This window comes from Agrobacterium rubi TR3 = NBRC 13261 (assembly GCF_000739935.1).
Taxonomy (GTDB): Bacteria; Pseudomonadota; Alphaproteobacteria; order Rhizobiales; family Rhizobiaceae; genus Agrobacterium; species Agrobacterium rubi.
Genome location: NZ_BBJU01000016.1, coordinates 55,998 through 70,328, shown reverse-complemented (window position 1 = coordinate 70,328; position 14,331 = coordinate 55,998). Strand labels below are relative to the sequence as shown.

The 14,331-nt window shown below is 57.5% G+C and carries 7 protein-coding genes; 3 read left to right on the top strand and 4 right to left on the bottom strand.

Going from position 1 to position 14,331, the window contains the following annotated elements:
• Positions 1–73 precede the first annotated feature (73 nt).
• The 3 genes from RRU01S_RS13705 to RRU01S_RS13695 all read left to right on the top strand — a co-directional run bounded on the left by RRU01S_RS13705 (position 74) and on the right by RRU01S_RS13695 (position 5,497).
• Entirely contained in the window at positions 74–1,459 is a 1,386-nt protein-coding gene (locus tag RRU01S_RS13705; RefSeq protein ID WP_045230839.1) for a sigma-54-dependent transcriptional regulator, read from the top strand.
• Complete coding sequence (locus tag RRU01S_RS13700) at positions 1,452–3,473, top strand: sensor histidine kinase (RefSeq protein WP_045230838.1); 2,022 nt, start codon at positions 1,452–1,454, stop codon at positions 3,471–3,473. The genes RRU01S_RS13705 and RRU01S_RS13700 overlap by 8 nt, the downstream gene beginning before the upstream one ends.
• Before the next feature lie 368 nt (positions 3,474–3,841).
• Positions 3,842–5,497, top strand: a complete 1,656-nt coding sequence (locus tag RRU01S_RS13695) for an OFA family MFS transporter (protein WP_045230837.1) — start codon at positions 3,842–3,844, stop codon at positions 5,495–5,497.
• Positions 5,498–5,593: 96 nt separating this feature from the next.
• Here RRU01S_RS13695 and RRU01S_RS13690 read toward each other — a convergent pair whose 3' ends face one another.
• The 4 genes from RRU01S_RS13690 to RRU01S_RS13670 form a co-directional block, all read right to left on the bottom strand.
• A complete protein-coding gene (locus tag RRU01S_RS13690; protein WP_081880075.1) occupies positions 5,594–7,321 on the bottom strand; it encodes a methyl-accepting chemotaxis protein in 1,728 nt (575 codons plus the stop codon).
• A 358-nt stretch (positions 7,322–7,679) separates the two neighbouring features.
• Complete coding sequence (locus tag RRU01S_RS13680; protein WP_045230835.1) at positions 7,680–8,156, bottom strand: chemotaxis protein CheW; 477 nt, start codon at positions 8,154–8,156, stop codon at positions 7,680–7,682.
• Positions 8,156–9,955, bottom strand: coding sequence for a methyl-accepting chemotaxis protein (locus RRU01S_RS13675; RefSeq protein ID WP_108722642.1), 1,800 nt, complete (start codon positions 9,953–9,955; stop codon positions 8,156–8,158). Before RRU01S_RS13675 ends, RRU01S_RS13680 begins: the two co-directional genes overlap by 1 nt.
• Positions 9,956–10,129: 174 nt before the next feature.
• A complete protein-coding gene (locus RRU01S_RS13670) occupies positions 10,130–14,290 on the bottom strand; it encodes a translocation/assembly module TamB domain-containing protein (RefSeq protein ID WP_045230834.1) in 4,161 nt (1,386 codons plus the stop codon).
• Positions 14,291–14,331 lie beyond the last annotated feature (41 nt).

The window sequence follows — 14,331 nt, the reverse complement described above, 5'->3', positions numbered from 1 at the left end:
GCGCCGGAACGCGGCAATCTCCATGCACACAATCTGACGGACCGTTTGGCGATGGCGGCAACCGGAGAGCACCATGCAGCATGACCTGATCTCAAAAACACGGGCAGCAGCACCGGAAACCGATTTCGGTCCTTGGCTTGCCAAAGCGTCCATTCTCATCATCGATGACGAGCCGGGCATGCGCAATTTCCTGATGCGGACACTGGAGACCCGATGCGCCTTTGTGGACGAGGCGGGAGATACAGCCGAAGCGACCAGGAAACTGGATGAGCGCCATTTCGATATCGTCATTCTCGACAATATCATGCCCAAGAAAACCGGACTGGAATGGCTGGCCGAACAAAGAGCCATCGGCTTTTATGCGGACGCGATTTTGATGACGGCCTATGCCGATCTCGATACGGCCATTCAGGCCATTCGGGCGGGTGCTGCGGATTTCGTGTTGAAGCCATTCCGGTCTAACCAGATTCTCAATGCCATATCGCGCGCACTGGACCGATCCAATTTGCAGCGAGAAAACTCCGCACTGAAATACCAGCTGAAAAACGCGTCCGATCATCTGTTTCTGCGTGATCGTCTGGTGGGCAGCTCCGCCACCATTCAACAGACCCGCGATATGATCAGCCGCGTGGCACCGCTTCCGACCTCCGTCTTGCTGACGGGGGAATCCGGGACGGGCAAGGAAGTTCTGGCGCATTCCATCCATGAACTTTCAGACCGTGCCGGCAAGCCTTTCGTGCCGATCAACTGCGCGGCTATTCCTGCGGATATGCTGGAAACGGAACTGTTCGGCCATGTGAAGGGTGCATTCACCGGCGCCGAAAGCCGTCGCGAGGGACTGTTCCTGCATGCCCAGGGTGGAACGCTGTTTCTGGATGAAATCGGTGAGATGCCGATTGCCCTGCAAAGCAAGCTGTTGCGTGTAATCGAGGACCGCAAAGTCCGTCCCGTGGGTGCAGAGCGGGAAGTGCCGATCGATATCCGCTTCATCTTTGCCACCAATGCGGATTTGGCAGCGGACGTGGAGAAGGGGCGTTTCCGCGCCGATCTCTTCTACCGCATCAATGTCATGGAAATCTATCTCGCGCCGCTGAGAGACCGTGAACGCGACGTGGTGGAGTTGACGGACCTCTTCATGCACAAGCTCTCGCAACAGCTCGGTATGCCGCCGGTTGTCATCGATGATGCCGTGCGGGCCATGCTGCTGGCTTATCATTGGCCCGGCAATGTCCGGGAACTGCGCAACTTCATCGAACGCAGTCTCATTCTCGGGCGCTTCCCGATGGATTTGCGTGGCGGTGCCCCTGCCGCAGTGGCGTCCGGCACACTCGAGGATGTCGAGAGGCGGCATATTCTCGCTGTACTGAGCGACGTGTCGGGAAACAGGGACGAGGCGGCGCGACGGCTGGGCATTTCCCGAAAGACGATTGATCGCAAGATGTCGTCCTGGCATGGCTGAAACATCCGCTATTTCGACCTTTTGCGATGCCTTGAAGTCGGTTCGGTTCCGGTTACTGGCGATTGCGCTTTTGCCGACACTCGTCATCCTGCCATTGTTGTTGGGCGTGACCATGGTGCGCTGGAGCGGCAAATTCGATGCGCTGCTGATCACCAAGGTGAACAGCGACCTGACCGTCGCGCGCCAATATCTCGCAACCATTTTGGAAAACACCGGCGAACGGCTTGAAGGGATCACGGATTCTGCGCGGCTGCGAGACATCGTTGCGGCGGGTGATCCAGCCCCGTTTGCTGAATTTCTCGAGGAAAATCGCGAAAAGCTCGGCCTCGACTTTTTGTTCGTCGTTGATCGCGATGGCAACGTGTCTGCCAGTGCAGGAACGGATGCGCGTAAGACCCGTGTGGATTGGCCGGTTCGGACAACGGCGCTGTCCGGCACAGCATCCTACGCCATGGATGTGTTCTCGGAGCAGGATCTGGCGGCACTGTCCCCATCGCTGGCGGAGCGGGCACGTATCGAGCTTGTATCGACACCGGGTGCCAAGGAGGAAGGACGTCGATTTGAAACACGCGGGATGATGATCCATGCTGCAAGCCCTTTGCGTTTGCCCGGCGGTCAAGCCCTGGCGCTGGTTGGCGGCAGGCTGCTCAATCAGAACCTCGATTTTATCGATACGATCAACGATCTGGTCTATCGGGACGCCAGTCTGCCGGAAGGCAGCCGGGGGACGGCGACACTGTTTATGGATGACGTGCGCATCAGCACGAATGTTCGCCTGTTCGAAAACCGGCGGGCCTTGGGGACACGGGTATCGGAAGCGGTTCATTCGGCCGTTCTGGGTGCCGGTAAAGTGTGGCTGGACAGCGCTTTCGTCGTCAATGACTGGTACATTTCGGCTTACGAACCCTTGGTCGATAGTTACGGCAAGCGCGTCGGCATGCTCTATGTCGGCTTTCTGGAAGCGCCGTTTGCGCGCGCCAAATATGAGACGCTGGGTTCCGTCATCGCCGCCTTTTTAGGGATAACGATCCTCAGCATTCCGGTTTTTCTGCGCTGGGCACGCGGCATCTTCAAGCCGCTGGAGCGGATGACGCAGACCATCTCGAAGGTCGATGATGGCGATCTGGGTGCGCGCACAGGCCTGCCGCCCACCGGCGATGAAATCGGACAGGTCGCCGTGCATCTCGATGGCTTGCTTGAGCGGCTCCAGCAGCGTGAGGGCGAGCTTCGGGCCTGGAACGAAGAGCTGAATGTGCGTGTCGAAGAACGGACGCAGGAACTGCAACTCGCCAATCTGCGTATCGAAGCCACCACCAAGCAGCTCGTCATGTCCGAAAAACTGGCGACCATCGGCGAGATCACCGCCGGTGTGGCCCATGAAATCAACAATCCCATTGCCGTCATTCAGGGCAATCTTGAGGTGGCGCGGGCCATGCTCGGCGAGACGGCGGATGTTGCCAGAACGGAGTTCAATCTGATCGACGAGCAGGTGGATCGTATCAGCCGGATCGTTGGCAAGCTGCTACAATTTGCACGACCGGAAGAGTTTGCCGGTTATGTGGAGCGCCAAAGCCCCGAGACGGTGATTTCCGATTGCATGCCACTCGTCAAACACGTGCTGACCCGCGCAGGCATCGACGTTGTCAGAAACGACGAGGCGAGCGGACTTTTGGCAATGAACCGAACGGAGTTGCAGCAGGTTCTGGTCAACCTCATCGTCAATGCCGCCCACGCCATGCCGCAAGGCGGAACGGTGACGCTTGCAAGCCACGATGAAGAGCGGCATGGGTCTCGCGGCGTGGCAATCAGCGTGGCGGATACCGGCGTCGGTATGAGCGAAGATGTCGTGGAGCGCATTTTCGATCCTTTCTTCACCACCAAACAGCAGGAAGGCACGGGCCTTGGGCTATCGGTCAGCCAGATGCTGATCGCGCGACAAGGTGGGGAGATCAGCGTCAAGAGCACTCTTGGTTTGGGCACGGTGTTCACGATCTGGCTGCCGCAGGCGCTGTGACATCCGACAATTCAGTCATTTCGACATTCTAAAATATGGCGAAAATCAAGCAAAAATGTGGACATTTTGTCGCGCTATGTTGGACAAATTGTCTCATGCGACTGAGTCACCTGACGCATCCTATTGATAAGTCACAATCTATGTTCTGGCACGCGAATTGCTGGGTGTCATCGGCAACACATAAGGCCGATTGCGTGTGAGCGTCCCGTAGAAGGAGCCGCCACCGCAAGTCGGCCCGTGGGCTTGGGACATTGTTTCGGATGGAATGTTGCGTGACCTGCATCGACTTGCAGGCCACGCAACGACCCCGAGGCGAATAGCAACATCGAAATTCATAGCGCTGGGCGTTGTGAATGGAGGGACACACAATGACTGCGACGAACCAAACATTCGCGCCGGGGGCTGCGGGTGCAGGTCTTCTGGACCGTGAACGCATTATCGCAAAACCTGGCTTCAACCGCTGGCTGGTTCCACCGGCTGCACTTGCCATCCATCTTTGCATCGGCATGGCCTACGGCTTCTCGGTTTTCTGGCTGCCGCTGACGAAGGCAATCGGCATCACCTCGACGGTTGCCTGCCCTGATCTCAATCTCGCTTCGGCACTGTTCACCACCACCTGCGACTGGCGCGTCAGCGACCTCGGCTGGATCTACACGCTGTTCTTCGTGCTGCTGGGCTGCTCTGCGGCTATCTGGGGCGGCTGGCTGGAACGTGCTGGTCCACGCAAGGCCGGTTTCGTATCCGCCATCTGCTGGTGCGGTGGCATGGCCATTGCCGCCATCGGCATCATGACACACCAATTGTGGTTGATGTGGTTCGGCGCCGGCGTTATCGGCGGTATCGGCCTTGGCCTCGGCTACATTTCTCCGGTCTCCACGCTGATCAAGTGGTTCCCGGACCGTCGCGGAATGGCAACCGGCATGGCCATCATGGGCTTCGGCGGCGGCGCAATGATCGGTGCTCCGCTTGCGGATGCGCTGATGCGCCACTTCCGCACCGATGCATCCATCGGCGTCTGGGAAACCTTCCTCGTCATGGCGGCAATTTATTTCGTCTTCATGATGGCTGGCGCATTTGGCTATCGCATTCCGCCCGCAGGCTGGAAGCCTGAAGGCTGGACGGCACCCGCTGCCAAGAACTCCATGATCACGACCCGCCACGTTCATCTCAAGAATGCACACAAGACCAAGCAGTTCTGGATGATCTGGCTTGTTCTGTGCCTCAACGTATCCGCTGGTATTGGCGTTCTCGGCATGGCATCGCCCATGCTTCAGGAAATCTTCGCCGGTTCGCTGATCGGTCTCCCTGACGTGAAGTTTGCCGACCTGACGCCTGAGCAGCTCGCTCAGATCGCGGCCATTGCTGCCGGTTTCACTGGTCTGCTGTCGGTATTCAACATTGCTGGCCGCTTCTTCTGGGCGTCGCTTTCCGACCGCATCGGCCGCAAGGCAACCTACTTCACCTTCTTTGCGCTTGGCATCGTGCTGTATGCATCCGCTCCATGGGCGGCTGGTCTTGGCAATAAGGCTCTGTTCGTCGGCATGCTCTGCATCATCGTGTCGATGTATGGCGGTGGCTTCGCAACGATCCCGGCTTACCTTGCCGATATCTTCGGCACGCAGTTCGTTGGCGCCATCCACGGTCGTCTACTGACGGCATGGGCAACGGCGGGCATCATCGGTCCTGTCGTGGTCAACTATATTCGTGAAGCACAGATCGCTGCGGGCATTCCACGCGCGCAGGTCTATGATTTCACGATGTATATTCTGGCCGGTATGCTGGTGCTGGGTCTCATCGCCAACCTCATGGTCAAGCCGCTCGCAGACAAGTGGTACATGTCCGATGAGGAAGTTGCTTCCCTTCAGGCGAAAACGTCTGCTGCAAGCAGCGGCCCGACAGGTTCCTTCGGCATCGGCAAGGGCGGCTTCGACGCCAAGGCAGCGATTGCCTGGGCCGTTGTCGGTATCCCGATCGTCTGGGGTATCTGGATCACCCTGCAGAAGACGTTCGTGCTGTTCACCTGATCAGTGAACTCTTTAAGTAGAAAACAAGAAGGCGGCACCTGTGCCGCCTTTTTCAGTTCGCTGGTTCTGGTCTTCTTATCCTTTGACCTTTGTAGATTACCTGCGGCCAGATGCTGTCTTCTGGACAGCCGGTTCGTCGTAATCTGTCCCATATCGTGACGATGGCGCCGACGACGCTGGCCCGTCACTCACCTGGAACTGGGTCAGCAGTTCTCGTAGGCTTTCGGCCTCGCGCGCCAGCCCGTGGCTCGCAGCGGTGGTTTCTTCAACCATCGCGGCGTTCTTCTGGGTTGCCTGGTCCATCAGGTTCACAGCGTCATTGATTTCAGCCAGACCATTGGCCTGTTCGCGGGATGCCTCGACGATGGCCACGACGTTCAGATCGATTTGGCCGACCTGTTCGGCGATCTGTTTCAATGCGTCGCCCGTCTGGCCGACAAGCTCGACACCGTTGGACACGTGTTGGCGCGACTTGTTGATGAGTTCCTTGATGGCCTTGGCGGCACTGGCAGAGCGTTGCGCAAGCTCACGCACTTCCTGGGCCACCACTGCAAAGCCCTTGCCCGCTTCGCCAGCACGTGCGGCCTCAACGCCCGCATTCAGAGCCAGAAGATTGGTCTGGAAGGCGATCTCGTCGATGACGCTGATGATGCTGGTAATTTCGCCGGATGACTGCGAAATCTCGTCCATCGCTTCGATGGCGCGGTGGACGATCTCACCGGACCGCTCGGCGCTTTGTCTGGTCGAAGCGACGAGCCGTCCGGCTTCGTCGGCGCGGCTGCTGGAATCCTTGACCGTGGTGGTAATTTCCTCGAGTGCTGCGGCGCTTTCCTCCAGAGAGGCTGCCTGCTGCTCGGTGCGCCGGGCAAGCTGATCTGCGGCGACGCGAATTTCCGCAGAACCGGAGGCGATCGTTGCCGAGTTATGGGCGACCGTCTGCATGGTGGAGCGAAGCGTTTTCATGACCTCGTTGAAGTCGGCGCGAAGTTTCTCCATGCTGGGCACGAAGGGGACGTCGAGGCTCTGGCGAAGCTCGCCATCGGCCAATAGGCGAAGGGCGGAGCCGAGTGTGGAAATCGCACTCATGCGCGGGGTCACATCTGTCGCGAATTTGACGACTTTGACCACGAGGCCCTTGCTGTTCAGGATGGGGTTGTAGGCGGCCTGTATCCAGACTTCCTTGCCGTTCTTGCCGAAGCGCACGAACTCGTCAGAAATAAACTCACCGGCTGCCAAACGCTTCCAGAAGCTGGCGTAGTCCGCAGAGGCCGAATAGGTTGGCTCGCAAAACACCCGGTGATGTTTGCCAACGATGTCGCTCAGGCTGTAGCCCAATGTGGCGCAGAAATTATCGTTGGCGGTGATGATCTCACCTGTCGGCGTGAACTCGATGACGGCCTGAGAGCGGGAAATGGCTTGAAGCTTGTTGTTGTCTTCTTCGGCCTTAAGCTTCTTTGCCGTGATATCGGTTGCAATCTTTACAACCTTATAGGGCTGACCACCCCGCAGGACGGGATTGTACGAAGCTTCTATCCAGATTTCGCTGCCGTCCTTGCGAATGCGCTTGTAGTCGCGTGCATCGAACTTTCCGGCGCCAAGTCCTGCCCAGAAATCCGAATAGGCTTTCGAGTTGATATAGTCTTGATCGCAGAAGATGCGGTGATGTTTTCCGATGATTTCCGCAAGTTCATAGCCCAGCGCAACGCAGAAGTTCTTGTTTGCCGTGAGGATATTGCCCTTGAGATCGAACTCGATCACCGCTTGCGAAGCCGATAGGGCATCCAAGACGTTTCGGTTGTCAGCATTTTTTCCCAGCCAAAGCATGCTATCTCCAAGTAAGCTGAAAATGCCGCGGCAGTGCCATACTTCATTGTCGCGCGCGTTTTTGTTGTGGGGTTCGTTACAAGATATTTTCGTGTTTCAATTGAATTAGACATTAATGATATTAACAGTAAGTTGACGAGATGTTGAATTGAAGTTGAATTTATGAATTCATGAAGTTTAAATTTGCCTATTTTGATGACGTGACAGCAACACCAATGATTCTTTTCTTGATTGTTATGTCGACGAATTTTCTTTGCATCTGGGTTTCTTCACCGAAAAAACCGCAAACGAAAATACGCCGCCTGGTTACCCAGGCAGCGTGCTTCGAAGACTCAGTTGAATGCGCGGGTGATCGCGATTAAGCGGCCAAATCTTCCAGGTCTGTGCCCTTGAACATCTTGGCGAGGTTCAAGAAGCAGATCATGCCATGTTCGTTGGCGATGATGCCTTCCGAGAAGGACTTATCGAAAGAAGCAGAGACTTCAGGAACTGGCTGTACCTGGATTGCCGGGATCGTCAGAATGTCCGAGACGCGGTCCACCAACATGCCGATGACCATGTTATGAACTTCTGCCACGACGATGGCGCTGCGCTCATTGGCGACGGTGCTCTTCATGCCGAGCTTGTAGGCAAGGTCAATGATCGGAATGACCGAGCCGCGAAGGTTCATCACACCGATGACGTCTTTCGGAGCGTGCGGGAGAGGAGTGGATGGAGCCCAGCCGCGAATTTCCCGGATGGTGGTCGTTTTGACGCAGAACTCCTGATCATGCAGACGAAACGCGATGATTTCGAGGGTATCGCCGCCGAAGTTCGTAGAATTAATCGTAACCATCAGAATTCTTCCCAATCCTTGTTCTGGGCTAGTGCAAGCGCACCGACGCTCGCGTATCCGGATTTTGGCATCCTGCCTGGTGTACGAACAACCGGCTTATTTTCGTCCGGCTTCATCTTTTGATTCGTAGCAGAAGAATGTTTCTCAAATCTAAACTGCGTTAACAATTCTCGCAAAACATGCGCTTCATGCGCAAGGCTACGGCTTGCCGCTGTCGTTTCTTCCACCATCGCGGCATTTTGCTGTGTGTTGGCGTCCATTGCTTCAACGGCCTGGTTGATTTCTTTGAGGCCACTTGCCTGCTGGCGTGCTGTTTCAACGATGGCGACAACATTGGTATTGATCTCGCCAACCTGCGTCACGATCGTGGCGAGGGCCTTTCCGGTCTCGCCGACCAGTTCGACGCCGTCCTTGACCTGCTCGGACGATGTGGTGATCAGCGTTTTGATTTCCTTGGCGGCTTGAGCCGAGCGCTGGGCAAGTTCGCGCACTTCCTGCGCGACAACCGCAAAACCTTTGCCGGCCTCGCCAGCGCGCGCGGCCTCTACGCCGGCATTCAAGGCCAGAAGATTGGTCTGAAACGCGATGTCATCGATGACGCTGATGATGTTGCTGATTTCGTTGGACGATTGCGAAATGCGCCCCATCGCCTGTATCGCTTTGGTGACCACGGCACCGGAATGCTCCGCTCCAGCCTTGGTCTTGGCGACGAGTTCTCCCGACTGTTCGGCACGCACCGTGTTTTGTGCAACGGTTCTGGTGATCTCGCTCAAAGCGGTGGACGTCTGCTCGACGGCGGCAGCTTGCTGTTCGGTGCGTTTGGCCAGATTGTCGGCTGCTTCGCTCACTTCGCGGGAGCCGGTGGCAATGCCAGCAGCGCTTTCCGACACGTTGCGCATCGCATCCTGCAATTTCACCAGCGAGCTGTTGAGATCCCTTCGCACCTTTTCCAATGTGGGGCTGAAGGGCTGCTCGATGACAGCCGTCAGATCGCCGTTTGCCAGCGCTGTCAAGCTATCGGCCAGGTTATCGACAGCGCGAACCCGCTCCGTCACGTCGGTCGCAAATTTGACGATCTTGAAGACCCGTCCGTCCTGATCAACGATGGGGTTGTAGGAGGCCTGAATCCAGACGATTTTTCCGCCCTTGCCAATTCGTTTGAACGTAGCGGATATGAATTCACCAGCGGCCAATTTACGCCAGAACTCGGCATATTCTGCGCCGTTGCGAAAATCCTCTTCGCAGAACATGCGGTGATGTTGGCCGCGAATTTCGGTCAGGCTATAACCCAGGCAGTTCAAGAAATTTGCGTTGGCAGTGATGATCTCACCGGACGTGGTGAACTCGATCACCGCCTGCGCTCTTGAGATCGCGTCGATTTTACCGGAATCCTCGGCCGCTTTCATCTTCGCTTCGGTGATGACGGTCGCAAGCTTGAGAATGCTCCTGACCTTGCCACCGGTCATGAGAGGATTGTAGGATGCCTGTATCCAGACTTCCTTGCCGCCATTGGCGATGCGCTTGTACTGGCGGGCATCGTATTTACCAGCGCCGAGTTCTTTCCAGAACGTGCTGTATTCCGTGCTTTTTGCGTAAGCGGGTTCGCAGAATATGCTGTGGTGACGGCCAACGATCTGCTCTTCGCTATAACCCATGGCACGGCAGAAATTTTCGTTTGCAGACAGTATTTTTCCGCTGGTATCAAATTCAATCATCGCTTGTGAGCGACCCAATGCGGTAAGAACAGCTTTCGCATGCGTTCCAGGAAAAGATAGCACGTCGATGAAACTCCAAGGCATGAACCGACAGGTTCAATGCAGCCTTTTGCCGTTGCGCGCGGACCTGTCAGGTGAAAACCCGTTCAAGGCAACAAGAATTTACCTACAAGAACTACTTTAAAAATATCTGAATATGAGCGTTAAATATCGAGCATACGATAAGATCGCTGCCCCGCGACGATCTTATTTCAGGTGTCAGTATTCCTTTTCATAGAAAATACCGGCAGCACCTGCACCGTCCGCGCCTGCTTCACCACGCAGTTTTACGCCTTTGCCCACGTCGAGATTGATGATGGCTTTCGCACCTTCGCTTCCGCTCTGTTCAAGTTCGAGATAGGTGCGGTCGTTGATGTACTTACCAGCCGACACGCGCGCCTGACCTTCCGAATCGGTGGAAATGTCGAGATCGTCAATGCCGAGATTGCTGCGCAGACTATCGAACAGTGATGTGGACCGTCCGCCTGCCAATTGACCTGCAGCATCTGCCAGCCGCGCGATTTGCAGCGCTGATAATTTGGACATGGACTGGCCGAAAATGAGCTGCGCCATCACTTCGTCCTGGGGAAGGGCAGGGGAGGACGTGAAACCGAAAGCCGGGTCATTGGCATTGCCGGTGACCGTGACGGTAACCGTCGTGGAGCCTGCTGTCGATTCTGCTGCCATATTGAGGACAGGAACGAGACCGCCACCGAAGGTAATGTCGCCGTTCGTGAAATCCAGACGCCGCGTCAGGATTTCAAGTCGGCCACGCCGCATCTGAAAACCACCGGAGACCGCAGGATTGGCAGCCGTGCCGCGCACCGTCAAGCTCCCCGTCAATTCCGCATCGATCCCTCGGCCGCGGACAAAGATGCCGCTCGGCGCGTTCACTTGGAGATCGAGCGCCATGTCGGAAGAGCTGCCACTGCCGCCCTTGTCCGCATTGAGTTTTTTGTCCTGCGCGCGTACTGCCGCGGGTGCGTTTTTGTGTTTGATGTCCATCTGCGACAGCGATGCAGGCAGACGTTCCGGGATCGTGATCGCGCTTTTTTCCAGTGTGATGGTGCCGCCGAGAACCGGGGAATTCAACACCGGTCCCTTCAGGGTCAGCGTGCCGCTGGCATTGGTGGTGAACAACGTGCCGTCATTATAGGCGGCGCGATTGAGTGTGATTGTCAGGTCTGCGGGAAAGCCGGAGCCCGGTGTGATGCCGACGCTGCCGGTGCCGGACACCGTGCCGCCGCCCGCCAACCGGCCCGTCAATCGGGAAATCGTCGCACGGTCGCGCTCGAGGTTGATGGTTGCAGCCAGATTGTTGATGGTCAGGTTGCGGCGCACGTCGGTGACGCGGGTGCCATCGGTGGTAATGCTGCCGGTGACGATGGGGGCGCTGGCTGTGCCTTCGATCTTGACATCGACCGCCGCCTTGCCGCTGACATCGAAACCTTGCGCCGCTGTCTGTGCAGCAACAGCACCAAAGGGGAGCGCGCCCTTGAACGCCATCGAGATGGGTCTGTTGCCCGCAATGCCGAGCGTGCCGCCGCCGGACAGCGAAAGCCCGCCCTGACCGGTCGCTGTGGTATCCAGACGCAAGGTGCCGCCAGCAAACCGGCCATTGGCCTTAATGCCTAGCGGACCCAGACCTACGGAGCGGGTCTGGCTCACTACGGCATCGGCCCATATCAGATCGTAATCGACGGATGGGTCAGACGCCGTGCCCTTTGCCGTCACGGTGCCGGAAATCGTTCCGGCTGCGTCCAGCGCGGACGAAAATGCATTGGCGAGGCTGGCGGGCAATGCGCGGATCGTGGCGTTGAGATCAAGCGCCTGTCCGGCCGTACCGTTGATTTCGATGCGGCCATTGCCGGTCTGGATCACAAGGCCAGAAATACGCGCCGTGCCAGCATTAATAGCGATCGCCGTTGGCTGCACCAGCTTCACCGGGATGCCATTGGGCGTGGCGGTGAAGGTGTCGAGGTTCACCATCATAGGAGAGGCTGCCGTGTTGGCCGTTCCCTTGAATGCCAAAGGCGCGTTGTCATAACGGCCCGTCAGGTCAAATGCAGTACCCGTGCCAGAATGATCGATGTCAAGGTTCAGATTGGAGACATCGGCTGAACCGGCCTTTATCGTTTCCGCCGTTACCTTGCCGTTGATGGCCAGTGCTTGCAGGTCAGCGACCTTCAGATCAGCTGCGAGTTTGGAGATCGTGGTCGTGCCTTGGCGGATCGTGCCACTGGCGGCTTTGATTGTTGCTGCGATCTTTCCATCCGCGTTCGACACTACGATGTCGCCTTTTACGTCACCGTCTGCCTGCTGGGCGGCGAGGGCTGCCAGCAGCGACAGATCGGGAAAGTCGAAGGAAAGATTTCCGGTCGGCAAAAATTGCGGAGTGAACTGAAGATTTCCGGTCAGCACGTTGCGACCGACGGTCACGTTCAGCTTGGGAATGGTCGTGCCGTTTTCGCCTTGCACAAGTTCGCCAGAGGCGTCGATGATCTGCTTGTCAAGCGTACCGCTCGCCTGAAACTCCGCCTGCGGTGCGTTGAGATCGGCCTTGCCCTTGGCCGAAACTTTCAGCGCTTCCAAGGCGCGGCCCGCCAGTGTCGCCTTGGCGGAATTCAGGCTGACCTGAAAATCAGCGGCATTAAGCGGACCGTTGGCTTCCAACGAAAAGCCGAGCGCTCCGGCTGCCTGAGGAGTCAGTTTTTCAAGTGCGGGAAGGCGGCCACCCAGCTTTGCGGTGACATTGCCATTGTCCAGCGCAAGATCGCCATTGGCTTCGATCGTGCCGGATTTGACGACGAGATTCTCGACACTGGTCGCCCCGCCAATCGTGCTGTTGACGTAAGCATCGATGGCAATCGTCGTGTCGAATTTATCGGCGAGAGCGGGCGGCAAGACAGCAGGCAGCACGAAGAGGCGAAGGTTTGTCGCGACCGTGCCAGCGGAAAGATCGTAAGTTCCGCTGCCGGTGCCGCCGATGCTGGCGCTTTCCAGCGTCGCGCCTTCGAAGGCGATTGTACCGGGCGAGATGCGCAGGGGTGCGTTCAGCTTTAGCGGCGCCTTGATGGCCCGCTCAAGGTCCTGTGCCGTCATGGCGGATTGCGTAATGCTCAGGCTGGTATTCACCGTGCCGGTCTGGCTGGCCAGATTGAGGTCGTCGCTATTGGCCAACAGCTTTACGTCTTCAAATCGGCCTTGTGGCAAAGCGAGCGAGCGTAGTGAGGCGCTGACGTTGAGGCGGGCGGCATCGGCGTTACCGCGCAGAGCAAGGTCGACACCATTCACCAGTGCCGCCACTTCGCCGTCTGCAAGCGGAAATCTGATATCGACAGGGCCATTGGTGCCGATCAGGTTCGCGGAAAGATCGTTCTGCCCCTGGCTGTCCATCGCACCCGATGCGGTCAGCAGCAGCTTTCCTGTTTCCAGATTGCCGCTTTCAACACTGATGCGTCCTTCGGGCGATATGCTCGTTGCAAGGTCGAGCTTCGTCTGACCGGCAAACAGCTGGCGCATCATCGGCGGCAGCAGCATATCGGGCTGGCCGCCGCCATGCAGTTCGATCCGGCGTGTGCCGTCTGTCGCCAGTTGATGGCGACCCGTCAGATCCAGAACCGGATTGCCGGCAACCGCACCGGTCAGTTTTCCCGACCAGTCGGACAACGCACCATCGCCTTTGATGGTGAGCGCGACGGCAGGTGCATCTGGCAGGCGTAGAAGCGTGGCTAGCAGCCCGCCTTGCGGTTCGTTCAGGACAGCATCGAGCTTCAGCACATTCTCATTCGGGACAAAAGCGATTTCGGCAGTGACGAGAGCATTCGGCTCGTCTTTCCGGTTGGCGGAAAGAGCCAGCATGATGGCGCTGTTCGTTGCTGTGCCACTGCCCTTGGCTGCCAGCTCGAACGCGCGACCCGCAAGCTTTTCACCGAGCGCGATGTCGGGTAGCGACAGGTCATCGATGGTAATGTCGACCGGCAGCGAAAAGCCGGTTGAGGCTTTCGTGGCGGGCTCGGTCGATGGACGTGGCGCTCTGTCGATAGCGACCTGCGCCGCCTCGATCCGCTCGGCACGAAACGTTCCGCCCAGAAGGGCCAGAGGTGACCAGTCGACCTCAACGCCTGCAAGCCGTGCATAGGGGCCTTCACGGTCTGAAACCGTCACGCTGTCGAGGCGAAGGCTGCCCGTGAGCAGGCCCTTTGGCGGTGAGATGTCGATTGTCTGGTCGGGGCTCGAGATGAGCGACGAGACCTGACGCGCAACCAGTTGCGTACCGGTCGATGTATATCCAAGGAAGAACACGGCAATGATGAGCAGTGCGACACTGCCAAGAGCAATGTAGGCGATCCATATCAACAATCGAGTCAGTGCGGTCATCAAACGTAATCTACACTTTTCTTGTTCTTGTGTGAAATAAC